The organism is Spirillospora sp. NPDC049024 (assembly GCF_040649235.1).
Classification (GTDB): domain Bacteria; phylum Actinomycetota; class Actinomycetes; order Streptosporangiales; family Streptosporangiaceae; genus Spirillospora.
In genome coordinates this window covers 107,007-130,935 of the sequence record NZ_JBEZFD010000006.1, presented here as the reverse complement: position 1 = coordinate 130,935, position 23,929 = coordinate 107,007, and the positions used below count along the sequence as shown (strand labels likewise).

Below are 23,929 nucleotides of genomic sequence, written 5' to 3'. Positions count from 1 at the left end.
CAGGGCGGCCTGCGCGAGGAGGCTCGCGCCTCTTCGCTCCGTTGACGGGGACCTGGCCGAGCCAGGTCCCCGTCTTCGCTTCGACGCGAGGGATCCGATCACTTCAGCGCCACGCGGCAAACCTCCCGACCGCGGTGGGGGCGCTTCAGTGGCGGCGGCCCGTTCGCGAATCCCGGCTGTGCGCTCGCGGATCCCGGCGGCGCTCGCCTGTCCGGACGGACGGGCGACCGGAGGAGCGGCGCAGCGTTGGTGACGTGCGCGGCTAAGCCTCAGCGGGCGGCGAGGCCGGTCGAGTAGGTGCGCTGGTACGAAGCAACCAATGCGCGACGACCAATGGGATGACGCCTACGGGATACCAGGCCACGTCAATGAGGTCGAACTGGGCGCCCAGCAGTTGGCGCGCGAACCAGCTGCGTTGGGAGATCTCGCTGGGCAGGGGGGTGAGCTGCGCGAACTCGATGAACCAGCAGTAGGCGACCGCGGTGATTCCGGCGGGCAAGGGAGAGATCCGCGGCCGTACGAAGAGCACGATCGTGTAGACGATGGCCCCTGACAAAGCGGCGCCGGAATACTGGTCGACAAGCCCGTCCGCCACGGCGCGGATCGCATAGGCCGCGCCGGCGAGGCCGACTGCCGACACGACCATCAGCAGCCGGACCCAGCGCACTGCGAGCGTCATCGCACGATCTTAAGCCGCAACGCACACCCCATGCCGCCGCAGCGCCTACGCCCGCCCGTACTGCTAGGCGTTCTTGATGGCCTCGCCGAGGTGCCGGAGTGCCTGGGGGGTGATGAGGAGCTTGGGCCCGTCCGGGTCCTTGCTGTCACGAACGGCCACGACCTCGTCGACGCGGGCGACCTCGACGCAGTTGCCGCCGTTGTTGGAACTGCGGGACGCCTTGCGCCATACGGCGGTGCTCAAGTCCATTTCTCCTGCGCCACCTTCGCTGAGGCGGCGAGGGGTCAGTGGCGGCGTTTGGCGGCCCAGTCGCGGATCTTGGCTATGCGCTCGCGGATCTCCTCGGCGCTCGCCTGCGGGACGGGCGGGCCGCCGCAGGCGCGGCGCAGCTCGTTGTGGATGACCCCCTGCGGCTGGCCCGTCCGGTGGTTCCAGGCGTTGACGAGGCCGTTCAGCTCGCGCCGCAGGGCCGCGATGTCCTCGGCGGCGGTGCGGTCGGCGCGCGGGTCGCCGGTCTTGCGCCGGCGCTCGTTGGCGATCTGCTCGGCCTGCCGCTTGCGCAGCAGCGCCGACACCTGGTCGGGCTCCAGCAGGCCGGGGATGCCGAGGTACTCCTCCTCCTCGGCCGACCCCGGCTCGGCGTTCATGCCGAACTCGCCGCCGTCGTAGAGCACGCGGTCGAACGTCGCGGACGCCTCCACCGTCTCGAACGGCAGCTCCTCGCCGACGTCGGGCGTGTCCTCCCGGCGATTGGCCTCCGCGAGGAGCTCGTCGTCGAGGCCGTCCTCGCGGACGGGGCGGTCGAGGACGTGGTCGCGCTCCTCCTCCATCTCGGAGGCGTGGCCCATCAGCGTCGGCACCGACGGCAGGAACACCGACGCGGTCTCGCCGCGCTTGCGGGCGCGGACGAAGCGGCCGATGGCCTGCGCGAAGAACAGCGGCGTGCTGGTGGAGGTGGCGTAGACGCCGACGCACAGCCGCGGGATGTCGACGCCCTCGGACACCATGCGGACCGCGACCATCCAGCGGTCGTCGGTCTCGGCGAACGCCTTGATCTTCTTGGACGCGGTCGGGTCGTCCGACAGCACGATCGTGGCGCCCTGCCCGGTCACCGCGCGCAGCATCTTCGCGTAGGCGCGGGCGGCCTCGTGGTCGGTGGCGATGACCAGGCCGCCCGCGTCCGGGATGACGCGGCGCAGCTCGGTGAGGCGGCGGTCGGCCGCGGCGAGCACCTGGTTGATCCAGTTGCCCTTGGGGTCGAGCGCGGCCCGCCACGCCTGGGACGTCTGGTCCTGGGTGAGCGGCTCGCCGAGGGTCGCGGTGATCTCGTCGCCGGCGCGGGTGCGCCAGCGCATCTCGCCCGCGTACGCCAGGAAGATGACCGGACGGACGACGCCGTCGGCGAGGGCGGGCCCGTAGCCGTAGGTGTAGTCGGCCCGGCTGCGGCGGACGCCGTCAGGCCCCTCCTCGTACTGGACGAACGGGATCGGGTTGATGTCGGTGCGGAACGGCGTGCCGGACAGCGCGAGCCGCCGCGTCGCCGGCTCGAACGCCTCCCGGACGGCGTCGCCCCACGACAGGCCGTCGCCCGCGTGGTGCACCTCGTCGAAGATGACCAGCGACTTGCGCGACTCGGTGCGGTTGCGGTGCAGCGCCGGGCGCGCCGCGACGGTCGCGTACGTGACGGCGACGCCGTGGAAGTCCTTGCCGACGGGGCCCTGCCCGTTCTGGTACTCGGGGTCGATCCTGATGCCGACGCGGGCCGCCGACTCGGCCCACTGCCGCTTGAGGTGCTCGGTCGGGCACACGATCGTGAGCGACGAGACGACGCGGCGCTCCATCAGCTCGCGGGCGAGCCGGAGCGCGAACGTCGTCTTGCCGGCGCCGGGCGTCGCGACGGTGAGGAAGTCGCGGGGGCCCGGCGCCGTTCCGTCCGCGCCGAAGTACGCCTCCAGCGCCTGCTGCTGCCAGGCGCGCAGGGACTGCGCGGTCCCCCAGGCGGCCCGCTCGGGGAAGGCGGGGGGCATGCTCGATGCGGCGAAGGTGCTCACGGTCATTGAAGGCTACCGAGCCGCACCGACAGATCGGGCCGCGCCCGGCGCACCTGTGCCGAGATCCACACCCTGGCGGGCGCGCCCGGAGGACCGGTACGCCGCCCACACCGCGCGGATGCGACGGCCCTGACCTGCGGTGAAGCCCCGCATGCAGGCGTCCTGCGCGTAGTCCATGAAGTTGTGGATCGGGTCGAGACCCCGCTGCGGACACGTGTCGCGGCCGTGGGGGCAGCCCTGCGCCGGCTCCTCCTCGTACGGGGTGTCGGCCACCCCGTCGCCCGGCGCGGTGCACCCGCCTTCGAACGTGTGCATCAGGCCGAGCCAGTGCCCGATCTCGTGGACGGCCGTGTACCCGTGGTTGAACGGCGCGTAGGAGCCGTACGGCAGGCTGCGGTAGTCGACGGTGACTCCGTCCATGCGCGGGTCGCGCCGGTACCACTGGGGGAAGGTGGAGAAGCCCAGCACGTCCGCCCCGACGGCCGCCGTGTAGAGGTTGAGCGTGCCGCGACCGCCCTTGCGGAGGCGCCGCTTCATCGCGCCCTCGTTGCGCTGCGGGTGGTAGAACCAGGCCGCGTTGTCGGTGCGGTCGAGCGAGACGAGCCGGAACCGCACGCGGGTGTCGGCGCCGCCGAGGCGTCCGCCGTAGGCCGCGTTCAGCGTGGCGATCTGCCGCCGGACCGCCGCCGTGGACAACCGCCCCGTACCGCCGCTGTGGAGGACGTGGAACCGCACCGGGACGACGAGGCTCCCCGCCCTGCGCTGTGCCCGGTAGGGGCGGGCCGCGTCGATGCGGGCCTCGTCGGACGTCCCGAACCGGTCGAGGAGCGTGCGGCGGAGGTCGGCGAGCATCGCGACGGCCTGGTCGTGGCCGAGGTCGACCCGGTCGCGCGGACGGACCGAGCGGACCGCGCCGTCCCTGGCCCCCGCCGCGTGCAGCGTCCCCGGCCCGCCCGACGTGCCCGGCGTGCCCGCGGGGTGCCGGACGCACCCGTCGTCGCCGTGCGCGACCGGAGCGGCGCGGAGCCGCTCCCGCTCCCGCTCACTGAAAGAACCCGGAACGGCACACACGGTAACCATCAGTGCGCACAGTGAAACCCCGGCAATCCGCCGCATCGAATCCCCCGATTGTTCAGGGACGCCCCATTCGGGACGTCCCGCGATAAGAAACGCCGAGGTCCCGCGGCACCTGACCGCAGGACCTCACGCGCGCACGCCTATCCGGTGGCGCGCCCTCGACCGCCGTTCAGCGGCCGGTCACTCCTTGCCGTCGCCGCCGGACTGCATGGATTCGTAGATCTCCTTGCACTCCGGGCAGACCGGGTACTTCTTCGGATCCCGGTTCGGCACCCAGACCTTGCCGCACAGCGCGATCACCGGCGTGCCGGTCACCGCACTCTCGGTGATCTTGGCCTTCTTCACGTAGTGGGCGAACCGCTCGTGGTCGCCGTCACCGTGGGAGAGGTCCGGCCGGACATCGCTCTCGGTGTCGCTGTTTGGAAGGATCTTCGTACTCACGTCGTTCACCTTAGTTCAGCGTGGGGTCGTCGGGGAAAGTGGAGACGAAGGCCAGGTCGCCGCCCTGCCGGCGCAGCACGTGCTGCCACAGCCGCTCCGGGTCGGCGGCGAACACGTCCCCGGCCTCGGCGGGCACCAGGTACCACGAGCCGTCCTCGATCTCGGCGCGCAGCTGCCCGGGCGACCAGCCGGCGTATCCGGCGAACACGCGCAGCTGCAGCAGTTCCGCCGCGAGCAGGCCGGGCGGGGCCTCCAGGTCGACCAGGCCGACCCGGGCGACCTCGGCGCCTCCGTCCAGGGCGCGCCAGCCGAGCGGCTCGTCCTCGCCGGGCAGGCGGGCCAGGGCGAGGGCGTTCTCCAGCGCGACCGGTCCGCCCTGGAAGACCACGGCGGGGCCCGTCACCAGCTCCGCCCACGGCGGCAGCACCCGGTCGACCGGGACCTCGGTCGGCCGGTTGAGGACGACCCCCAGCGTGCCGCCGTCGCCGTCGTGCTCGACCAGCAGGACGACGCTGCGCCGAAAGTTCGGATCCTCCAGCTGCGGGGTGGCCACCAGCAGGAGACCGACCCTGATCCCGTCTTCCATGGGTCCCATGATGCGTTGCCCGGACCCCCGGCGGCACGTCCCTGGACTCGTTAGCCTGTTACGCATTCCTATCGATGGGGATATCGGCACCACGAGGTCCAGGGTTAAGAATGATCTAGGATCATCGGCCACCCGCTTGGTCCGCGCCGGGAGGACAGCGATGCAGTTGCCCAGGGTCATCATCGCCGCCGTGTTCATCGTGATCGGGGCGCTGATCGCGATCCCGGCCCTGGTGAAGTCGACCGGCTCCGCGTCACCGGCCTCCAGCACGGAGTCGACCTCCCCGAGCCCGAGCCCGTCCGGCGGTTCGCCGTCCGCCTCGGGCAAGCCGACCCGCACCCCGTCGCACACCCCGACCCGCACGCCGACGCACCCGCCGACCACCGCCGCGCCCGCGCAGCCGGTGACGGCCACCATCGGCTCGGTGTCCTGCCCCGACCGCACCGTGAACGTCAAGGTCCGCAACACCGGGACGCAGACCGAGGACTTCTCCATCGAGAAGAACGACGACTCCGCCGCCGTCCCCGGCAAGATCGGCCCGGGCGCCACCCGGACCGTCGCGGTGAAGCTGCGCGAGGACCGCCGCACCCGTGTCACCGTCCGGTGGGCGAACCGGCAGATCGAGAGCGCCACGGTCAAGGCGAACTGCAAGAAGGCGGGCGGCGCGCCGCACGAGACGCCGCCCGGCAAGCTGCCGCACACCGGTCCCGACACCGTGCTGTGGGCGCGGGCCGCGACCGGCGTCGCCATCATCCTGACCGGCGCGATCATCTTCTGGTACGGCGGCATCTGGCCCCGCCGCCGCGAGCAGATCTTCGCGGGCCGCAAGTCCGACTGAGCGCGCGGGCCCGAGCCCCGAGGCCCGAGCCCGCCGCGCGGACGACCGCCGCGCCTAGGCCTCGGTGCGGGGGCGGCCGCCCGCGGCCTCGCGGACGGCGCCGGCGACGCGGGTGCTCACGTCCGGGTGGAAGACGCTCGGCACGATGTAGTTCGGGCCGAGCTCGTCCGGGGTGACGACCTCGGCGAGGGCCTTGGCCGCGGCGGCGAGCATGTCGAGGGTGACGCCGTCGGCCTGGGCGTCCAGCAGGCCGCGGAACACGCCCGGGAACGCCAGCACGTTGTTGATCTGGTTCGGGTAGTCGCTGCGGCCGGTGGCGACGACCGCGGCGTGCTCGCGGGCCTCGTCCGGCGACACCTCCGGCTCCGGGTTGGCGAGCGCGAACACGATCGCGTCGTCGCTCATGGTGGCGATGTCGTCGCCGGTCAGGATGCCGGGGGCCGACACGCCGATGAACACGTCGGCGTCCTTCACCGCGCCGCGCAGGTCGCCGGAGTAGCCGCCCTCGTTGGTGTGCTCGGCGATCCAGCGGAGCGAGTCGTCCAGGTCGTCGCGGTCCTTGTGCACGGCGCCGCGGTAGTCGCAGACGACGAGGTTGCGGGCGCCCGCGTGCATCAGCAGCTTCAGGATGGCGGTGCCGGCCGCGCCCGCGCCCGCCATCGTGATGCGGACGGCGCCGATGTCCTTGCCGACGACGCGCAGCGCGTTGGTCAGCGCGGCGAGCACGCAGATCGCGGTGCCGTGCTGGTCGTCGTGGAAGACGGGGATGTCGAGCAGCTCGCGCAGCCGGGCCTCGACCTCGAAGCAGCGCGGCGCGGAGATGTCCTCCAGGTTGATGCCGCCGAACGCGGGCGCGATGATCTGCACGGTCCGGACGATCTCGTCGGTGTCCTGCGTGTCGAGGCAGATCGGCCAGGCGTCGATCCCGGCGAACCGCTTGAACAGCGCCGCCTTGCCCTCCATGACCGGCAGCGCGGCCTCCGGGCCGATGTTGCCGAGGCCGAGCACCGCCGAGCCGTCGGTCACCACGGCGACGCTGTTGCGTTTGATCGTCAGCCGGCGGACGTCCTCGGGGTTGCGGGCGATGGCCAGGGAGACGCGGGCGACCCCGGGCGTGTAGGCCATCGACAGCTCGTCGCGGTTGCGCAGCGGCACCTTCGACTGCATCTCGATCTTGCCCCCGAGGTGCATCAGGAACGTCCGGTCGCTGACCTTGTGGATCTTGACGGAGTCGATCCGCTCCAGCTCGCCCGCGATCGCCTCGGCGTGCTGGGTGTCTCGGGTGGCGATCGTGACGTCGATGCGCAGCGTCTCGTGCCCGGCGGTGTTGACGTCAAGGGCCGTGACGATGCCGCCGGCGTTCTCGACCACGTGGGTGATCTGGCTCACGGCCCGGCCGCCGGCCGGGACCTCCAGCCGGACGGTGATGGAGTACGACACGCTTGGCACGCTCGCCACGACAGCTGCTCCCTATTTATACGGGTTTGTCCACATCCGAGCGCGCCGAGCCGAGGGGACGGTGCGTCCGGGGCCGCCGCCCGGTCCCGTCCGGCGGCTCCTGGCGCCCGGCCGCGGCGCCGATCAGTTCGGCGGTCGCGGGGCGCGGGCGGCCCCCGTGGTGTCGATCACTGGATGGTGTCGGGCACGGGCTGGCAGAGCCGCGGATCGGCGGAATGGGCCCCGTAGAAGTGCTTCACCCGTGGAAGTGCTTCATGTGGGCCGCACGGGCGCGGTCATCGCCATCGAGCATACGCTCAACATCGCGGTCGAGGGGCCCGCTCGGCCCGGACGCCCGTGCTCGGAACCCTGGTTCCGAGCACGGGCTTCGCGGCACGGGCGCGGGGGTCGGGCTCAGAACAGGGCGGACTGGAGGCCGCGGCGGGCCTTGCCGACGCGCGGGTCGTCGGGCGGCAGCAGCTCGAACAGCGACAGCAGGTGCTTGCGCACCGCGTCGCGGTCGTCGCCCGCGCTGCGCCGCACCGCGCCCACCAGCCGGTCGAAAGCGTCGTCGATGCGCCCGGACACCATCTCCACGTCGGACGCGCTGATCTGCGCCTGGACGTCGCCGGGCTTCTCGGCCGCCTCCTGGAGCGCGCGCTCGGCGTCGAGCGACCGCACCCGCAGGCTCAGCTCGACCAGGGCGAGGCCCTGCTTGGCCTGGTCGTCCCTCGGGTCGGCGGCGAGGACCCGCTCGAACGCGCCCTTGGCCGCGTCCAGGTCGCCGCGCTGCAGAGCCTCCTCGGCCTCGGAGTACACCGGGTCGGCGGCGGGGGCCGCCGCGCCGGCGGCCGGCTGCTCGCCCCCGGGGGCGTCCGGCAGGATTCCCTCGCTGCGCAGCGCCTCGAAGAGCTGGTCGATGGCCTGGCGGACCTGCGGCTCGGGCGCGGCGCCGTTCAGGAACGGCAGCAGCTGCCCGGCGACGACCGCCGCGACGAACGGGATGCCGCGCACGCCCATCTGCTGCATGTAGGCGCCGAGCTGCGGGTTCGCGTCGATGTCGACCTTGGCCAGGATCCACTTGCCGGCCGCCTCGGTGGCGAGCTTCTCCAGGATCGGGCCGAGCTGCTTGCACGGACCGCACCACTCGGCCCAGAAGTCCACCAGGACGGGGACGGACTGCGACCGCTCCACGACCTCGGTGTTGAAGGTCTGGTCGGTGACGTCCACGACGTAGGGGCCGCCGGGCGCGCCCGCGGCGGGCGCCGCGCCGCCGGCCGCGCCGCCGGACTGGGCCCGGCGTTCCTGCTGCTTCCTTGCCGCGGCCTGGCGCGCTCCCAGGTCGATGGCCCCGTGCAACGAAAAGTCCCGAGAAGGCATGGGTCCATCCTGCCCCATGACCGCGCCCGGCCGTACGTCCGTACGCTCCCAGCGGAGCGCGGGCCCCGCGCCGGACGCCCAGTGTGTCCGCATAAATGGCACAATAAGAGAATTGCTCGCCTTCTTCGATTTCCTTCCCCGGGCGCCCCGGGCAAAGACTTCAGGCGTCCTGCCGTAAAGGCAATAAGATTGCTGACAGCCATCACCAAGCCCGGTTATAGTCACGATGTCGATGCATTGCGGCCCGGCAAAAGCGACCGGGCCGGCGCCGCCGGGGGGCGGCCCCGGCCCGCGGGCGCGCCGCGTGGCGGGTTGGGGGACCCGAGGCCACCGGGGCGGCGGGGGTGCCGTCCGGCCGCCGCGACCGCATGACGAACAACGGGGGGAAGACTTGTGATCGCGGAGCATTCCGTGATCGTGGCCCGAGGAATGGGTGTCCGCCGCGGGGGGCGGTGGCTCCTGCGCCCGGTGACCTTCGGCGTGCCCGAAGGCGTGGTCGGCCTTGCCGGTCCACCTGGTGCCGGTAAATCCACTCTGCTGGCCACGTTCGCGACCTTGCGCAGGCCGAACGCCGGCGCGCTGCACATTCTCGGGCACGACATAACGAACGCCGCGGGGCAGCGGGCCGCCCGTGCCGGGATCGGATACCTGCCCGCCCGGTTCTCGCAGGCCGAGGGCATGACGGCCGGAGAGTTCGTCGCCTACGCCGCGTACTACAAGCGGACGAGCGCGTCCGCCGCGCAGAGCGTGCTCCGCCGCTTCGACCTGACCGACGCCGCCGGGACGGAGCTGGCGCTGCTGCCGCCGGAGGTCCGGCTGCGCGCCGGGCTGGCCGCCGCCTGCGTCCACGAGCCCGGCCTCGTCCTGCTCGACGACCCCTTCGGCGAGTTGTGCGCCGCCGCCGAACCGTGGCCCACCGGCGCCGCCGGACCCGGCCGGCAGACGCTGACCACGGCCATGGCCGAACTGATCCCGGTGCTGCGCTCGCTGGCGCCCGCCGTGGTCGTCACCGCCGACGCCACCGAGACGCTCACCGGCTGGTGCGACCGCCTCTTCACGCTCGCCCGCGGCCGGCTCAGCGAGCAGCCCGCGCAGTCGGCCACCGCCCGCCGCGGCCGCACCGCCGCCGACCGGCGCGGTGCCTCCGAACGACGGGGCGCTCCGGAACGGCGGGGGGCCGCTGACCGGGTGGGCACCCCGGGCGCGCGGGACGCCCTCACGCCGCAGGCGGTCGACGCGATGGCCCGGCGGCGTCCCTCCCTGCGCACGATGCGGCAGGTGTCCCTGCCGCAGCTGAGCCTGCCGCACCTGACGCTGCCGCCCTTCTCCCTGCCGACCCTGCCCCTGCCGCCCCGGGCCCTGCCGCCCCTGACGAAGGCGCGGGCGGGGCGGTCGCCCGCCGAGAGCGCCACCGGTGTCTGACCTCGGGCGGGTGCTCCGGCTGGACGCCCGCCGCACGGCGCTGCTCGTCGCCGTGCCGGTCCTCACCGGGCTCGGGACGGCGGCGGCGTGCCTGTCGCTCTCCCCGCCCGTCGCCTACTGGGACAACACCGTCGTCGCGCTGGTCAACGCCGTCCGCCTCCTGGGCCCCGCCGCCGCGGGGCTGGCCGCGTGGACGGCCGTCCGGGAACGTCCGCTCGACTACCTGCGCGACCTCACCGCCCGATCTCCCGCGACCGGCGCGCTGTTCGACCTGCTGCTGCTCTCGTCCGCCGCCCTGGTCTCCTACGTCGTGGTCACCGCCGTGGCCGTCACCGTCACCCTCGTGCACGCGCACGCCGGGCAGCCCCAGCCGCTCGGCATGCTGTCGGGCGCGGGCGCGCTCGTCCTGCACGTCGTCGTGGGCTACCTGACCGGACGCGTCGCGCCGCACCGCGCCACGGCGGCCCTCGTGCTCGCCGCCACGTCCCTTTGGGCCGCCCTGCGCATCCCCGGCATGTCCTGGTGGAGCCTCCTGCCCCCCGCCGCGCTCCCCCGCATCCGGCTGTTCACCGCCCTGCGCCCCGAGGTGTTCGCCGACCAGATCCTGTGGACCACGGGGCTGACCGCCGCGCTGATCCTCGGCTACGTGATGTGGGCGACACGCCGGCTCCTGCTCGTCCTGCCGCTGGCGGTGGCGCTGGCCGCGACCGTCTCGGCCTCCCTCGGCCTGCACGACTCCGGCGGCGGAACGGTCGTGCCCGCCCGCGCGGAGCCGGTTTGCCGGCGGTGGCCCCTGACCGTCTGCGTGCACCCCGCCCTGCGGGACGCGCTGCCCCCGCTGATGGAGGCGGCCACCCCGCTCGCCGCGCGGCTGAACGGCACGCCCGGCGCCTTCACGAAGGTCGAGCAGCGTCCCTCCTGGGAGCCCGTCACGGTGGTGGGCGGCGTCGCCGGCGTCCACCTCGACGAGGACCTCTCCCCCGGATACGCGGCCCGCGCCGTCCGGCAGATCAGCGACGGGCTCAAGGACGCCAGGTTCTGCACGGCCGACGGCGACTCACGCGGGGGCTACCGCGCACTGGTCGACGCGTGGCTCCTCGGCGACGAGCCCCCGGCCGTCGCCGACACGCGCACGGCGCGCCGGTTCGCGTCCTGGACCGAGCAGCGGCGCCGCGACTGGCTGCGGCTGCACTTCGCCCGGTACCGGGCCTGCGCGCTCGGCCCCCGCGACTTCCGCACACCGCGTTCCACGGAGGGCCGCCGGCGCGAAGCCCTGGCGACCCGCCCTGCGTGACCGCGGCAGGACCCCCACCCGGCCGCGGTCACGCAGGAGGTCAGGCGCCCCGGCCGACGGGCTCAGGCTCGGCGGCGGGGCGCGTCCAGTGGCGCTCCACGAAGAACGGGGCGACGGGCAGGACGGCCGCGCCGAGGGCGAGGACCGTGCGCTTGAGGTCCCAGCCGAGCTGCTCGCGGACGAGGAAGACCAGGCCGACGTAGGCCATGAAGAGGACTCCGTGCACCGGCCCCATCAACTGCACGCCGACCGGCGCGTCCGCCCCGTACTTCAGCGGCATCGCGACCAGCAGCAGGAGAAGGAACGAGACCGCCTCGGCGACGGAGACGAACCGGAAAGCACGAATCATGTCCACGCCCCGCTCAACGGCGCGCCCTCGGTCCGCGGTTTCCGCCCCGCCTATGACGTCGCTCACACGGCCGTGCGCGAACCGTGAACACCGCAAGCCGTGAACGTGCGCAAACCGTGACGTGTGCGACGCCCGGCGGGCCTCTACTGTGGCCGCGTGGACTGGAGCCTGCTGACCTGCGCGCGCAAGGGACACATCACCTACGCGCCGGACGAGGAGGGGCTGCGCGAGCGGCTCGTCGTCTCGTCCCCCATCGGCGACGCGTGGCGCTGCCTGCGCTGCGGGACCTACGTGCACGGCGAGCCGCACGGCGCGGGCCCGGCCGACCGGGCGCCGCTGGTCAAGCGCGGCCGGGAGCTGCGCGACGCCTTCATCATGCGGTTCTTCGCGGTCGAGCGCGGCATCCGCGGCCTGATCGTCCTGGTCGCCGCGTACGGGGTGTGGCGGTTCGCGGGCAGCCGCGGATCGATCGAGCGGATCTTCGAGAAGGAGATCCCGCTGCTGCGCCCGCTCGCCGAGCAGATCGGCTGGGACCTCGACCACTCCAAGGTCGTCACGTCCATCCGGCACGTGTTCGACCTGGACGCGCGGACGCTGCGCTGGCTCGCCGTCGGCCTCGTCGTCTACGGCGCGATCGAGCTGATCGAGGCGGTCGGGCTGTGGCTGCTGCAGCGCTGGGGCGAGTACTTCGCGGTCGTCGCGACGTGCTTCGGGCTGCCGATCGAGATCTACGAGCTGGTGGAGAAGGTCACCGCGCTGCGCATCGGCGCGCTGGTGCTCAATATCGGTCTCATCGTCTACATCGTCGTCACCAAACGGCTATTCGGCGTGCGGGGCGGGCGGGCCGCGCACGAGGCGCATCTCCGCAGCGAGTCGCTGATAGAGGTCGAGCTGGCGACGCACGAGTCGGACCTGCGGCACCCGTCCCGGCCCGAGCCCGAGCCCACCGGATGAGGTAGCGGACGCCGTTGCCGGGAACATCGGGTACATGGCTCGCTCGGAAACGAAGAACGACGCGAAGAAGGGCACGCCCGCCAAGGCGTCCCCCGACCGCTCCCGCCCCCCCAGGCGCGGCCTCCTCACCCCGGTCGCGATCATCGTCGCCACCGTCGCGATCGTCCTGGTCGCCCAGCAGGCGCTGCACGGCCTCCCCCACTGGCTGAACCCGTTCGGGGAGGAGACGAAGGACCGCAGCGGCCCCGTCCTGCTCAAGTCGATCCGCGACCTGCACCGCTACGAGGCGGCGAGCGGCAACTTCCAGGTCGTCGTGGACCTGGAGAAGGACGCCAAGTTCCTGCCGTCCTCGCTGCGCGGCAAGCGGACCCTGTTCGTCGGCAACGGCTCGGTCGACGCCTACGTGGACTTCTCGAAGCTGGGCTCCGGCGCCATCAAGGTCAACGAGGACCGGACGGCGGCGACGATCACGCTCCCGCCCGCCCAGCTGGAGAAGACCAACCTGGACCCGAAGAACAGCTACGTCTACGCGACCCAGCGCGGCGTCTTCGACCGCTTCGGCGACTTCTTCAGCAGCAACCCGAACAACCAGCAGCAGCTCTACGTCCTGGCGTCCCAGAAGATCCAGACGGCCGCCGCCCAGAGCGGCCTGAAGCAGCGCGCCGACGCCAACACGAAGTCGATGCTGGAGAACATGCTCAAGGCCCTGGGCTTCAAATCGGTGACCATCACCCCGGCCCCCCAGTAGCACCCTGAACCATCAGCACTCCGATCCGGCCCCGAGCCCCAAGCCGGTGGCCCGATCGGAGCGCACTGACACCAGCCGCCACCGCAACCACGCGACGACCCCAACACTCGCGATCGCGTCCGAAGGCGGATTCGAGCTTGCGAGAATCCGATCGCGAAGCGAGCCGCAAGGCGAGCCGGAGCGATGCAGCGATCGCACGTGGTCTGAACCAGGCGCGAGCCGCTAGGCGAGCGACTGGTTCGGAACACGAATAAGCAGCGCGTCTCCTTGGCCGCCGCCGCCGCAGAGGCCGGCGGCGCCGGTGCCGCCGCCGCGGCGCTTCAGCTCGTAGGCCAGGTGCAGGACGATGCGGGCGCCGGACATGCCGACCGGGTGGCCGAGCGCGATGGCGCCGCCGTTGACGTTGACCTTCTCGGGGCCGACGCCGAGGTCGCGCATCGACTGGATGCCGACCGAGGCGAAGGCCTCGTTGATCTCGATGAGGTCGAGGTCGTCGACGGTGCGGCCCTCCTTGCCGAGGGCGTGCTTGATCGCGTTGGACGGCTGGGACTGCAGCGAGTTGTCCGGCCCGGCGACGTTGCCGTGCGCGCCGATCTCGGCGAGCCAGGTGAGGCCGAGCTCCTCGGCCTTGGCCTTGGACATCACCACGACCGCGGCGGCGCCGTCGGAGATCTGCGAGGACGACCCGGCGGTGATCGTCCCCTCCTTGCTGAACGCGGGGCGCAGCCTGGCCAGGCTCTCGGCGGTGGTGTCGCCGCGCACGCCCTCGTCGGTGGCGAACACGACCGGCTCGCCGCGCCGCTGCGGGATCTCGACCGGGGCGATCTCCTCGTCGAAGACGCCGTTCTTGATCGCCTCGGCGGCGCGCTGGTGTGAGCGGGCGGAGAACTCGTCCTGCTCCTCGCGGGAGATGCCGAGCCTGGCGTTGTGGCCCTCGGTGGACTCGCCCATGGAAACGCCGTCGAAGGCGTCGGTGAGGGCGTCGTGGGCCATGTGGTCGAGGACCTCGACGGAGCCGTACTTGTAGCCGCCGCGCGACTTCGGCAGCAGGTGCGGGGCCTGGGTCATCGACTCCATGCCGCCCGCCACCACGATGTCGAACTCGCCGGCCCGGATGAGCTGGTCGGCCAGCGCGATCGCGTCCAGCCCGGACAGGCAGACCTTGTTGATCGTGATGGACGGGACGCTCATCGGGATGCCCGCCTTGACCGCCGCCTGGCGGGACGGGATCTGGCCCGCGCCCGCCTGCAGCACCTGGCCGAGGATCACGTACTGGACCTGGTCGCCGGACACCCCGGCCCGCTCCAGCGCCGCCTTGATCGCGTGCGCGCCGAGATCGGCCGCGGAGAAGTCCTTCAACGAGCCCATCAGGCGCCCGATGGGGGTGCGCGCTCCGGCGACGATCACGGACGTGGTGCTCATGTGGGGGCCTCCAGGGTGGTGCTGCGGCGACGTTTGCCACGATACCCACGGGAGCGGCGTTCGGTTCCGTTCGCCCCCGCCTGGCCGTCCGAGGAGGGACAAAGCCCATGCTGACCCGTATCGACCACATCGGCATCGCCTGCCGCGATCTGGACGCGACCGTCGAGTTCTACAAGGCCACCTACGGCTTCACCGACGCGCACTTCGAGGTGAACGAGGAGCAGGGCGTGCGGGAGTGCATGCTCAAGATCAACGAGACGGGCGACGGAGCGGCGAGCTACCTGCAGCTCATCGAGCCGATCCGGGAGGACTCGGCGGTCGCCAAGTGGATGGAGAAGAACGGCGAGGGCGTCCACCACATCGCGTTCGGGACGGACGGGACGGTCGCCGACGAGGCGGCGGGCATCGCCGGCAAGGGCGTGCGGGTGCTGTACGACGCGCCGCGCAACGGGTCCATGGGATCCTTGATCAACTTTTTGCACCCGAAGGACTGCCACGGCGTCCTGACGGAGCTGGTACAGAAGCGCCCGGACGGCGAATGATCTTGCCTGGGCGGGGCACGGCGCGGGCGGGCCAGGATCGTGACGTGTTCGGTATCACGGTCACGGTCCGCACGGCGCCGACCGCCGCTCTGTGACTGTTCGGACACATCTGGTGCATTTGCACCCCCACACCTGGGCTCACAGGGGCATGCCGCACGGGCGAACAAAAAGGACATTCCACGCAGCGCGTCAAGATGAGCCCCCAACACGGCAGTGTCCGGAGTACGCTTCAGTCGCCGGAAGAGGTCTGGGGCACTGCGTCCGTCATGCCAGGCGATCAACCGGTCCCCGGAACCACCCGTAGCCCCGTCACATCAGGATTGAGCCACATGCAGTCCGACATCGACGCCCAGCTCAGCAACTTCTTTGAAGACACGCCCCCGCGCGAGTTCGACGTGGTGCTTCGCGGCTACGACCGGCACCAGGTCGACGAGCACATCAAGCAGCTCGACAACGAGGTGCGGCAGACCCGCGAGCAGACCCAGGCCCTGCAGCGCGAGCTGTCGGACGCCCACCGTCAACTGCAGGAGCAGGAACGTCCGACCTACTCCGGCCTCGGCGCCCGCATCGAGCAGCTGCTGCGGCTCGCAGAGGAGCAGGCGACCGAGCTGGTCCAGGCGGCCCGCTCCGAGGCGAACGAGATCAAGGCCGCGGCCAAGGTCGACGCCGCCGAGCAGCGCGCCACCGCCGAGAACGACGCCTCCGAGCTGCGCGCCAACGCCCAGCGCGAGGGCGACGACATGCGGCAGGCGGCCGAGCGGGAGGCCGAGGAGGTGCGCACCTCCGCCCGCCGCGAGGCCGACGAGCTGACCTCCACGACCGAGCGCGAGGTCGCCAAGCTGCGGGCCACCGCCGACCACGAGGTCGCCGAGAAGCGCGCCGCCGCCGAGCGCGAGATCGCCAAGCTGCGCACCACCACCGAGCGCGAGGTCGCGCAGCTGCGCGCGTCCACCAAGCGCGAGCGCGACGAGATCCTCACCACGGCCAAGCGGCAGGCCGACGAGATGCGGGCCCAGGCCCAGCGCATCCTGGAGGAGAGCGAGGCCCAGCGCGCCCAGGCCGAGGCCGAGTTCGAGATCCAGCTCGCCGCCCGCCGCGAGGAGGCCGACCGGCAGGACGCCGAGCGCCACAACGCCGCGCAGGCCGCCACCCAGAAGCTGGTCGCCGAGGCCGAGCAGCGCGCCGCGTCCGCCGAGCAGCGGGCCGCGAAGGCCACGCAGCAGGCCGAGCAGACCCGGCGCGAGGCCGACTCGCACGCCAAGCAGCTGATGGCCAACGCGCGCAAGAACTCCGACAACGTGATCGCCGAGGCCAAGGCGCAGGCCGAGCAGCTGCTCGCCGAGACCAAGTCCGAGGCCGACCGCGTGCGGACGGCGGCGCAGCGCCAGGTCGACGAGCTCACCCGGCAGCGCGACAGCATCACCAGCCACCTCAACCAGCTGCGCCAGCTCATCGGCGGCGTCGCGCCGACGATGGGCGCCGAGCCCGAGCTGGCCGCGCCCCCGGAGAAGGCCGCGATCCCGGCGGCCGAGCCGAAGCCGGCCCCGGCGCAGCAGGCCCAGCCCAAGCAGCAGCCGGCCGCCAAGGCCGCGCCCGCGAAGCCGGCCCAGGCCAAGAAGTCCGAAGAGGACGACGAGGACTGGTGGCAGGAGTGACCACCTGACGGTCGGGCATGACGGGAAAGCCTGGAGGCGGTGAAACGCCTCCGGGCTTTCCGTCGTCTCAAACCCGTAGACGCAGGACAGAGGAGAGCGGCGTGCCCGACCAGACCCCCCACGACGACGGCCGCGACCCCTCCCCCGGCGAGGGGCGGCCCGCGACCGGCAGCCGAGTCCCCGCTCCGGCGCCGCCCGCCGACGACGCCGACGACCCCCGCGACGGCGAGGCGAGCGGTGGCGAGGCGCGTGACGAAGAGGCGCGTGACGAAGAGGCGCGTGACGGTGAGGTCGGCTCCGGTGGGACGGACGACGACGAGAGCGTCGCGCCGAGCGGTGCGCTGAAACCCGAGGAGATCGAGCAGCCCGTGGGCGAACGCGACCCGGCGACCGGCGGCCCCGTCACGCTCCCGGCCGCGCAGGCGGCCACCGAGCCGGTCGTGCCCGAGCCCGGCGCGCCCGACCCGGCGCACGACGTCGAGCAGCGCAAGCGCGAGGCGGGCGTCGACCACCTGTTCCCGTTCGGCAGGCCCGGCCAGCCGCTCGGCCGCGCGCACCCGTTCGTGTTCGGGTTCACCGCGGCGCTCGGCGTCATCACGGCCTGGATGCTGGTGAAGGCCGCGACGAACGCCAAGTCGGTGCTCGTCATGATCCTGGTCGCGATGTTCCTCGCGGTCGGCCTCAACCCGGCGGTGGAGCGGCTCCGCAAGTTCGGGCTCCCGCGCGGCGCCGCCGTCGCCACGGTGTTCCTGATCGTGATCCTGTTCTTCGCCGGGTTCGTCGCGTCCCTCGTCCAGCCGGTGTCCGAGCAGGTCACCGAGCTGCGGCACAACATCCCCGAGTACGTCCAGCAGCTGCAGAACAACAAGCGGCTCGCCGACTGGGACAAGCGCTACGGCCTGCTCGAACGGGCCGAGAAGACGGTGAACGGCGACGGCTTCCAGAAGGGCCTCACCGACACCGCCACCGGCATCGGCAAGGTCGCGATCAACGGCATCTTCCAGACGATCACGATCCTGATCCTGACGCTGTACTTCCTCAGCTCGCTGCCGCAGATCAAGACGTTCTTCTACCAGCTGGCGCCGCGCTCCCGCAGAGCCCGCGTAGCCCTGCTCGGCGACGAGATCCTCGACCGGATCGGCGGCTACGTCGCGGGCCAGTTCACGATCGCGCTCATCGCGGGCGTGTGCTCGTACGTCTTCCTGTCGATCCTCGGGGTGAAGTACGCGCTCGCGCTGGCGCTGATCGTCGCGGTGACCGACCTGGTCCCGCTCATCGGCGCCACGATCGGCGCGGTGGTCGTCTCCCTGGTGGCGTTCCTGACCGGGAACACGACCGACCTCATCGTCTGCGCGATCTTCTACGTCGTCTACCAGCAGGTGGAGAACTACCTCGTCTACCCGCGCGTGATGAAGCGGACCGTGGACGTCCAGCCGGCGGTGACGATCGTGGCGGCGCTGGTCGGCGCGGCACTGCTCGGCGTCGTCGGCGCGCTGCTGGCGATCCCGACGGCGGCCGCGATATCGCTGCTGATCCGCGAGGTCGCCATGCCGCGCCAGGAGACGCTGTAGGCCCGGCCGGGCTCAGCGCGCGGTGCGGGCGAGGGCGGCGGCGAACTCCGCCACCGCCTGGTTGAACAGGTCGGGCTGCTCCACCGAGCACAGGTGCCCGGCGCGCGGGACGACCAGCAGTTCGGCGTTCGGCATCGCGTCGGCCATGGCGCGGGCCTCGTCCTCGGTGGCCAGCGCGTCCTCGTCCCCGGTCATGACGAGGGCGGGGACGCGCAGGGCGCGGAGCGTCTCGAAGGAGTCCGCACGTCCCGCCATGGCGCGCTGCGCCCACGCGGCGGCGTGCGGCGGCGTCGCCTGGACGAGGCCGCGGACCCGCCCGTAGACCAGCGCCCGCTGCCGGTAGGTGGTGGGGCCGACGAGGCCGGGCAGCACCTCGTCCACGAGGACCCGGGTGCTGCGCTCCTCTTCCAGGGTGTCGGCCTGCCGGAGCCGGTTCTCCCGGACGGGGCCGGTGTCGGCGGTGGCGCGGGTGGCCGCCAGCACGAGGCCGAGGACGAGGTCGGGGTGCCGCCGGCACAGCGCCATCGCCACGTACCCGCCCATGGACAGCCCGCCGACGACGGCCCGGCGGACGCCGAGCGAGCGGCACATGCGGGCGACGTCGTCGGCCATCGCGTCCACGGACGGCTCCTCGTCGCCCAGCAGGGAGCCGCCGAAGCCGCGCAGGTCGGGGGTGATGACCCGGAACCGGCCGGCGAGCCCCTCGCGCTGGGCCAGCCACATCGCCGAGGACAGGGGGAAGGCGTGCAGCAACACGAGCGGCGTGCCGGTCCCTACGTCCCTTGCGTACAGCTGCACCGTCATTGGGCAATGGTCGCCCGCCGGCGCGTCCCGTGGGACGGAGTGGCCGCGATCGGCCGCATGTGTTTATCTGTCCCTTTTATCCCTTTCAGTCGGTCCATTCGGTGGGGAGCGGAAAGGCGGCCGGCGCCACCCGCTTGACGATCTCGTTCAGCACGATCCGGACGTAGGGCTCGCCCACCCAGAGGTGCTTGGCGTTGTCCACCCCGACCACCTCGGCCTGCGGGACGCGCTTGAACCGCTCCCGCGCCTCCGCCGGGCGCAGGTAGTCGTCGAACTCCGGCACCAGCGCCACCACGGGCCGCCCGTCGGCGCCCCACGCGTCCAGGTCGGCGTCGCCGGCCCTCTTCAGCGGCGGCGACAGCAGGATCACGCCCTCGACCAGCGGGTCGCGCCCCCACTTGAGCGCGAGCTCCGTGCCGAACGACCAGCCGAGCAGCCACGGCCGCGGCAGGTCGTGGTACTCGGTGTACTCCAGCGCCGCCGCGACGTCGAACCGCTCGGTCTCGCCGTCGCCGAACTCGCCCTGGCTCGTGCCGCGCGCCGACGTCGTCCCCCGCGTGTTGAACCGCAGGACCGCGATGCCGGCGAGCGCGGGCAGCCGGAAGGACGCCTTGCGCAGGACGTGGCTGTCCATCATGCCCTCGGCCGTGGGAAGCGGATGCAGGCAGACCAGCGTCGCCACCGGCGGCCGCTCCGGCGGCAGCGCCAGCTCCCCGACCAGCTCCAGGCCGTCGGACGTGTGCAGCGTGATCTCCTCGCGCCGCGCCGGCAGCACCGTCGCCGCCCTGATCTCCGCCATCGCTTCTCTCCGTCTCTCGTTCGGCCGGGTGGTGTCCGCCGCGCTCCGGACGCCGGTCGTCAGTAGCGCGGGGCGTTGCGCGACCGCAGGACGCGGGGCGAGCGGCGGGTCCGGGCCTGCCAGCAGGGCCGGTGCCAGTGCCGCCGGTCGTCGCCGCCGTCCCCCGCCCGCCAGGCGACGACGTGGCCGACGCCCGGCGGGATCTCCTGGTCGCATCCCGGGCAGCGGTACGGCTTCACCGCGCCGGCCCCGGAGACGGACCGGACGATCCACTCGCCGTCCGGCCCCTCCTCGGTCTCCTGAGCCCACGACGTGCCCCCGCCCCTCGCGGGGCGTCCGGATTCGGCACGGCGGTTCTTCCGGGGGCTCATGTCCTCAAGCATATGAACCCCGCCCACCCCGCACGGGCCGCCCGGATCGTGAGGGGCGCCACGGAGCCTTCCGTCCGGGTCAGCGCAGCGGCTTGCCCGCGGTGGCGTGCTCCACGAGGAGCGGCGCCGGGGCGAGGGCCGGGTCGCGGGTCTCGGCGTGCAGGGCGCGCAGGACGGCGACGGCGCGGTCCGGGCCGATGCGGTCGAGGTCGGCGATGGGGCCGGTCGGGTAGCCGCAGCCCAGGGTCATCGCGGCGTCGATCGAGTCGGCGTCGGCGTATCCGGCGCCGAGCATGGCGGCGGCGTCGTTCAGGTAGGGCAGGCGCAGTGCGTCGACGATGAACCCGGCGCGGTCGCGGCAGCGCGCGACGGTGAGGCCGAGGCGCGCGAGGAGGGCGGCGGCGCGGTCGGCGACGCCGGGGTCCGTCGCGATCGTGGCGGACATCTCCGCCAGGGCGCCGGCCGGGTCGGGAAGGTGCAGCCCGACGACGTCGGACGGACGTCCGGTGGCCATGGCCTGCCGGATCGCGGAACCGTCCGCGGAGCCGTCCAGCGAGGTGACGGCGATGACCGTGCCGGGCTTGGCGGCCTGGACGGCGGCCGACAGCAGCGCCCGCGCGGCCTCGGGGTCCTCCGCGGCCTCGATGATCAGGTCGCAGCCGGCGAGGTCGGCGGCGGAGTCGCCGACCCGGGCGCCCGCCCGGTCGCACAGCGCGGCGACCGCGTCCGCGAGCGGGCCGACGCCGACGACGCCCACGGTCGGCGCCGCGCCGCCCGGCTCCCGCACCGCCTCCGCGGCCGGCGCCGACTTGTCGTAGGTGTAGAAGCCGCGGCCCGTCTTGCGGCCGAGCAGCCCGGCGGTGACGAGTTCGCGGAGCAGCGGCGAGGCGGCGTGCCGGCGGTCGCGGGACTCGGCGTAGATCGCCTCCAGCACCTCCAGGCAGGTGTCGAGGCCGATCAGGTCCATCAGGGTGAACGGGCCCATCGGCAGGCCGGCGCCCGCCTTCATCGCCGCGTCGATGTCGTCGCGGGTGGCGTGGCCGGTCTCCAGCATCGCCGCGGCCTGGTTCAGGTAGCCGAACAGCAGGCGGTTGGCGACGAACCCGGCCCGGTCCCCGATCGTCACCGGCGTCTTGCCGAGGCCCTTGACCAGGTCGGCGACCCGGGCGACGGACTCCGGCTCGGTGAGGACGGTCCCGATGACCTCCACCAGCTTCATGACCGGCGCCGGGTTGAAGAAGTGCACCCCGACGATCTTGGTGGGACGGCCGGTGGTGACCGCGATGTCGGTGACCGACAGCGAGGAGGTGTTCGTGGCGAGGACGGCGTCGTCCCGGCACACGCGGTCGAGCTCGGCGAACACCGTGCGCTTCAGGTCGAGCCGCTCGGGGACGGCCTCGATGACGAGGTCGCAGTCGCCGAGGTCGGCGAAGTCGGTCGACAGCGTGATCCGGCCGAGGATCTCGCGCTGGGCGTCCTCGGTGAGCCTGCCGCGCTTGACGGCCCGTCCGGTGGAGGACTCCAGGTTGCCGCGCCCGCGCTCCAGCGCCTCCCGGTTCACCTCGATGCCGACGACCGCGAGGCCGCCGCGCGCCAGCACCTCGGCGATCCCCGCGCCCATCGTGCCCAGTCCGACGACCCCGACCCTGTTGAACGAACCACCAGTCATGAACGGCAGTCTTGCAGAGCGGTCGCCCGAAGCCGCTGCCGGGTACGACGGGGACGTGCGCCTCGGAATCTTCCTCCTGTCCGCCCGTTTCCCCGGCGAGGACGACGCCGCCGCCCTGTCCCGCACCGTCGAGGCCGCCGTCGCCGCCGAGCGCGCCGGGTTCGACGACGTGTGGCTCGCCGAGCACCACTTCATGTCGTACGGGGTGGTGCCGTCCGCGGTCCTGCTGGCGGGTCATCTGCTGGCCGCCACCACCCGGATCGGAGTCGGGACGGCGGTGAGCGTGCTGTCCACCCAGCATCCGGTCGCGCTGGCGGAGCAGGCCGCGATGCTGGCGCTGCTGTCCGGCGGACGCTTCCGGCTGGGCGTCGGGCGCGGCGGACCGTGGCGGGACCTGGAGGTGTTCGGCACGGGCCTCCCCCGCTACGAGCACGGTTTCGCCGAGTCCCTCGACCTGCTGCTGGCGTGGCTGCGCTCCGACCGCCTCGCGTGGGCGGGCGAGCACTTCGCCTTCCGCGAGGTGCCGGTCGTCCCGCGGGCACCCGTCCCGCCTCCGGTGACGGTCGCCTGCACGTCGCCCGCGACCGAGGCGCTGGCGGCGGAACGCGGCCTGCCGATGCTCCTCGGCATGCACGTCGGACCGGAGGAGAAGGCCGCCGCCGTCGCCCGCCACGGCGACCCGTCCCTCCCGCACATCTCGACCCATGTTGCCCAGGTCGCCGACACGCGGGAGGAGGCGGTCGCCGCCCTCATGGACGGGATGCCGCCCTGGCTCGGCCCCGGTTTGGAGGGATACGTCGCCGTGGACGACCGTCCGCGCCCGTCCCGCGACCCCGTCGCCTACACGCGCCTGATGTGCGACCTCCATCCGGTCGGCTCGCCGGACGACTGCGTCGAATCCCTCGCCGCCACCGTCGAGCGGACCGGCATCGGGCACCTGATCCTGCTGGTGGAGGGCGCCGGGTCACGCGCCGCGACCCTGGAGAACATCACCCGCCTGGGCCGTGACGTCCTCCCCAGGCTTCGTGCCACCACATGAACGCGCGGCGTGCCGAACGTGTCGGCACGCCGCGGCGGTCGGGCGGGTCAGCAGTCGCGGAGTTCGGGGGACTGGTTGAGGATCTGTTCGCGGGCCGTGACGAACGTCCGGTACGCGCTGGAGTCGCCGGTGGGGAAGACCGCGACGCGGTGGCAGTTCTGGAACGCGAGTCTCACCCCGAAGTAACGCTCCAGCGCGCCGCGCATGGCGTCGCTCGCGAGGACGCGCAGGAGCTGGCCGCGCGCCTTCTCGTCCGGGGGCGGCGTGAGGTTGTCGGCGAAGTCGCCGCCGTCCACCTGCAGCCGGGCGACGAGGCCGCTGATCATCTCCCATGCGTAGGGGAGGGAGGTCTTGATGCACTCGACGAAGTCCGCGTCGCCGACCTCGCCCTTCTGCGCCGTCTCCAGCAGTTCCGGGGTCACGTCGAGAGACATGCGGGGTCCTTTCGCAGACGGAGGATGAACACCCACACGCCGACGGTAGACACGGCCCCGGGATAATTCCAGGCTTGACAAAGGTTTTCATTCCGCTATGAACGCGGCCCCGGCCGGCCCCCGGCCGACCGAGGCCTCCGTCATCCCGCGGCGGCGGCGTTGTGGTGGCGCCGCCGTCCGGCCGACCGGGCGGCGAGCCGCTCGGCGCAATCGGCCCAGTACTCGCGGGCCAGCCGCGCCAGCCGGGCGTCCCGTGCGGCCCCGGCCTCCGCGCGCAGGGCGCGAGCCCGCTCGCTCATGACCGACTGCATGATCTCGTGGTGGTACACGGCCCCTCCGTAATGGTCCGGGCCGCTCGGCACGACCC

The 23,929-nt window shown here is 72.8% G+C and carries 25 protein-coding genes; 9 read left to right on the top strand and 16 right to left on the bottom strand.

Annotated elements, in window-relative coordinates; translation table 11 throughout:
* Window positions 1-262: 262 nt before the first annotated feature.
* From AB0C21_RS13045 to AB0C21_RS13020, 6 genes are all read right to left on the bottom strand, one after another.
* On the bottom strand, window positions 263-679 hold the full coding sequence (locus AB0C21_RS13045; RefSeq protein ID WP_500204208.1) for a ribosomal maturation YjgA family protein: 417 nt from the start codon (window positions 677-679) through the stop codon (window positions 263-265).
* Window positions 680-742: 63 nt separating this feature from the next.
* Window positions 743-928, bottom strand: coding sequence for a DUF397 domain-containing protein (locus tag AB0C21_RS13040; protein WP_500204207.1), 186 nt, complete (start codon window positions 926-928; stop codon window positions 743-745).
* Between the two features lie 35 nt (window positions 929-963).
* Window positions 964-2,706, bottom strand: a complete 1,743-nt coding sequence (locus tag AB0C21_RS13035) for a DEAD/DEAH box helicase (protein WP_500204532.1) — start codon at window positions 2,704-2,706, stop codon at window positions 964-966.
* A 36-nt stretch (window positions 2,707-2,742) separates the two neighbouring features.
* The gene (locus AB0C21_RS13030) at window positions 2,743-3,810 is read right to left on the bottom strand and encodes a zinc metalloprotease (protein ID WP_500204206.1); all 1,068 of its coding nucleotides are present in this window, start codon (window positions 3,808-3,810) and stop codon (window positions 2,743-2,745) included.
* 177 nt (window positions 3,811-3,987) lie between these two features.
* Window positions 3,988-4,248, bottom strand: a complete 261-nt coding sequence (locus tag AB0C21_RS13025; RefSeq protein ID WP_200841858.1) for a DUF3039 domain-containing protein — start codon at window positions 4,246-4,248, stop codon at window positions 3,988-3,990.
* 10 nt (window positions 4,249-4,258) lie between these two features.
* Entirely contained in the window at window positions 4,259-4,834 is a 576-nt protein-coding gene (locus AB0C21_RS13020; protein ID WP_149259444.1) for a YqgE/AlgH family protein, read from the bottom strand.
* A gap of 160 nt (window positions 4,835-4,994) precedes the next feature.
* Here AB0C21_RS13020 and AB0C21_RS13015 point away from each other — a divergent pair, with 160 nt between their 5' ends.
* Entirely contained in the window at window positions 4,995-5,672 is a 678-nt protein-coding gene (locus AB0C21_RS13015; RefSeq protein WP_500204205.1) for a hypothetical protein, read from the top strand.
* 54 nt (window positions 5,673-5,726) lie between these two features.
* Here the strand turns inward: AB0C21_RS13015 and AB0C21_RS13010 are convergent, their stop codons facing one another.
* A complete protein-coding gene (locus tag AB0C21_RS13010) occupies window positions 5,727-7,130 on the bottom strand; it encodes an NAD-dependent malic enzyme (protein WP_149259442.1) in 1,404 nt (467 codons plus the stop codon).
* 393 nt (window positions 7,131-7,523) lie between these two features.
* On the bottom strand, window positions 7,524-8,489 hold the full coding sequence (locus tag AB0C21_RS13005; protein ID WP_500204204.1) for a tetratricopeptide repeat protein: 966 nt from the start codon (window positions 8,487-8,489) through the stop codon (window positions 7,524-7,526).
* A 429-nt stretch (window positions 8,490-8,918) separates the two neighbouring features.
* Here AB0C21_RS13005 and AB0C21_RS13000 point away from each other — a divergent pair, with 429 nt between their 5' ends.
* Both AB0C21_RS13000 and AB0C21_RS12995 read left to right on the top strand, forming a co-directional pair.
* Window positions 8,919-9,911 carry an ATP-binding cassette domain-containing protein gene (locus AB0C21_RS13000; RefSeq protein WP_500204530.1) on the top strand — a complete coding sequence of 331 codons (993 nt, stop codon included), beginning with the start codon at window positions 8,919-8,921 and terminating at the stop codon, window positions 9,909-9,911.
* Window positions 9,904-11,205: a hypothetical protein gene (locus AB0C21_RS12995; protein WP_500204203.1), complete on the top strand. Its 1,302-nt coding sequence runs from the start codon at window positions 9,904-9,906 to the stop codon at window positions 11,203-11,205. Before AB0C21_RS13000 ends, AB0C21_RS12995 begins: the two co-directional genes overlap by 8 nt.
* Window positions 11,206-11,245: 40 nt before the next feature.
* On the opposite strand, the gene AB0C21_RS12990 is transcribed toward AB0C21_RS12995, so the two are convergent.
* Window positions 11,246-11,554, bottom strand: coding sequence for a DUF3817 domain-containing protein (locus tag AB0C21_RS12990; protein ID WP_500204202.1), 309 nt, complete (start codon window positions 11,552-11,554; stop codon window positions 11,246-11,248).
* A 156-nt stretch (window positions 11,555-11,710) separates the two neighbouring features.
* Here AB0C21_RS12990 and AB0C21_RS12985 point away from each other — a divergent pair, with 156 nt between their 5' ends.
* Together AB0C21_RS12985 and AB0C21_RS12980 are read left to right on the top strand one after the other, a co-directional pair.
* A complete protein-coding gene (locus AB0C21_RS12985) occupies window positions 11,711-12,508 on the top strand; it encodes a DUF2127 domain-containing protein (protein WP_500204201.1) in 798 nt (265 codons plus the stop codon).
* A gap of 34 nt (window positions 12,509-12,542) precedes the next feature.
* Window positions 12,543-13,256 carry a DUF4230 domain-containing protein gene (locus AB0C21_RS12980; RefSeq protein ID WP_149259438.1) on the top strand — a complete coding sequence of 238 codons (714 nt, stop codon included), beginning with the start codon at window positions 12,543-12,545 and terminating at the stop codon, window positions 13,254-13,256.
* A 222-nt stretch (window positions 13,257-13,478) separates the two neighbouring features.
* Here AB0C21_RS12980 and AB0C21_RS12975 read toward each other — a convergent pair whose 3' ends face one another.
* Window positions 13,479-14,678, bottom strand: a complete 1,200-nt coding sequence (locus tag AB0C21_RS12975) for an acetyl-CoA C-acetyltransferase (RefSeq protein WP_500204200.1) — start codon at window positions 14,676-14,678, stop codon at window positions 13,479-13,481.
* A gap of 107 nt (window positions 14,679-14,785) precedes the next feature.
* On the opposite strand from AB0C21_RS12975, the gene mce reads away from it, so the two are divergent.
* From mce to AB0C21_RS12960, 3 genes are all read left to right on the top strand, one after another.
* Window positions 14,786-15,220, top strand: coding sequence for a methylmalonyl-CoA epimerase (gene mce, locus AB0C21_RS12970; RefSeq protein ID WP_149259436.1), 435 nt, complete (start codon window positions 14,786-14,788; stop codon window positions 15,218-15,220).
* 329 nt (window positions 15,221-15,549) lie between these two features.
* Window positions 15,550-16,875 (top strand): DivIVA domain-containing protein, encoded by a 1,326-nt coding sequence (locus AB0C21_RS12965; protein ID WP_500204199.1) that lies wholly within the window; start codon window positions 15,550-15,552, stop codon window positions 16,873-16,875.
* A gap of 101 nt (window positions 16,876-16,976) precedes the next feature.
* Window positions 16,977-18,446 carry an AI-2E family transporter gene (locus AB0C21_RS12960; protein ID WP_500204198.1) on the top strand — a complete coding sequence of 490 codons (1,470 nt, stop codon included), beginning with the start codon at window positions 16,977-16,979 and terminating at the stop codon, window positions 18,444-18,446.
* A 12-nt stretch (window positions 18,447-18,458) separates the two neighbouring features.
* On the opposite strand, the gene AB0C21_RS12955 is transcribed toward AB0C21_RS12960, so the two are convergent.
* From AB0C21_RS12955 to AB0C21_RS12940, 4 genes are all read right to left on the bottom strand, one after another.
* Window positions 18,459-19,250, bottom strand: coding sequence for an alpha/beta fold hydrolase (locus AB0C21_RS12955; RefSeq protein WP_500204197.1), 792 nt, complete (start codon window positions 19,248-19,250; stop codon window positions 18,459-18,461).
* An 85-nt stretch (window positions 19,251-19,335) separates the two neighbouring features.
* A complete protein-coding gene (locus tag AB0C21_RS12950; protein WP_500204196.1) occupies window positions 19,336-20,049 on the bottom strand; it encodes an alpha/beta hydrolase in 714 nt (237 codons plus the stop codon).
* 59 nt (window positions 20,050-20,108) lie between these two features.
* Window positions 20,109-20,420 (bottom strand): Rv1322 family protein, encoded by a 312-nt coding sequence (locus tag AB0C21_RS12945; protein WP_149259432.1) that lies wholly within the window; start codon window positions 20,418-20,420, stop codon window positions 20,109-20,111.
* 79 nt (window positions 20,421-20,499) lie between these two features.
* Entirely contained in the window at window positions 20,500-22,089 is a 1,590-nt protein-coding gene (locus tag AB0C21_RS12940; RefSeq protein WP_500204195.1) for a 3-hydroxyacyl-CoA dehydrogenase family protein, read from the bottom strand.
* A 55-nt stretch (window positions 22,090-22,144) separates the two neighbouring features.
* On the opposite strand from AB0C21_RS12940, the gene AB0C21_RS12935 reads away from it, so the two are divergent.
* A complete protein-coding gene (locus tag AB0C21_RS12935) occupies window positions 22,145-23,128 on the top strand; it encodes an LLM class flavin-dependent oxidoreductase (RefSeq protein ID WP_500204194.1) in 984 nt (327 codons plus the stop codon).
* A 47-nt stretch (window positions 23,129-23,175) separates the two neighbouring features.
* On the opposite strand, the gene AB0C21_RS12930 is transcribed toward AB0C21_RS12935, so the two are convergent.
* Both AB0C21_RS12930 and AB0C21_RS12925 read right to left on the bottom strand, forming a co-directional pair.
* Window positions 23,176-23,562: an SCO5389 family protein gene (locus AB0C21_RS12930; protein ID WP_500204193.1), complete on the bottom strand. Its 387-nt coding sequence runs from the start codon at window positions 23,560-23,562 to the stop codon at window positions 23,176-23,178.
* A gap of 140 nt (window positions 23,563-23,702) precedes the next feature.
* Entirely contained in the window at window positions 23,703-23,891 is a 189-nt protein-coding gene (locus AB0C21_RS12925) for a hypothetical protein (RefSeq protein ID WP_500204192.1), read from the bottom strand.
* Window positions 23,892-23,929: the final 38 nt, after the last annotated feature.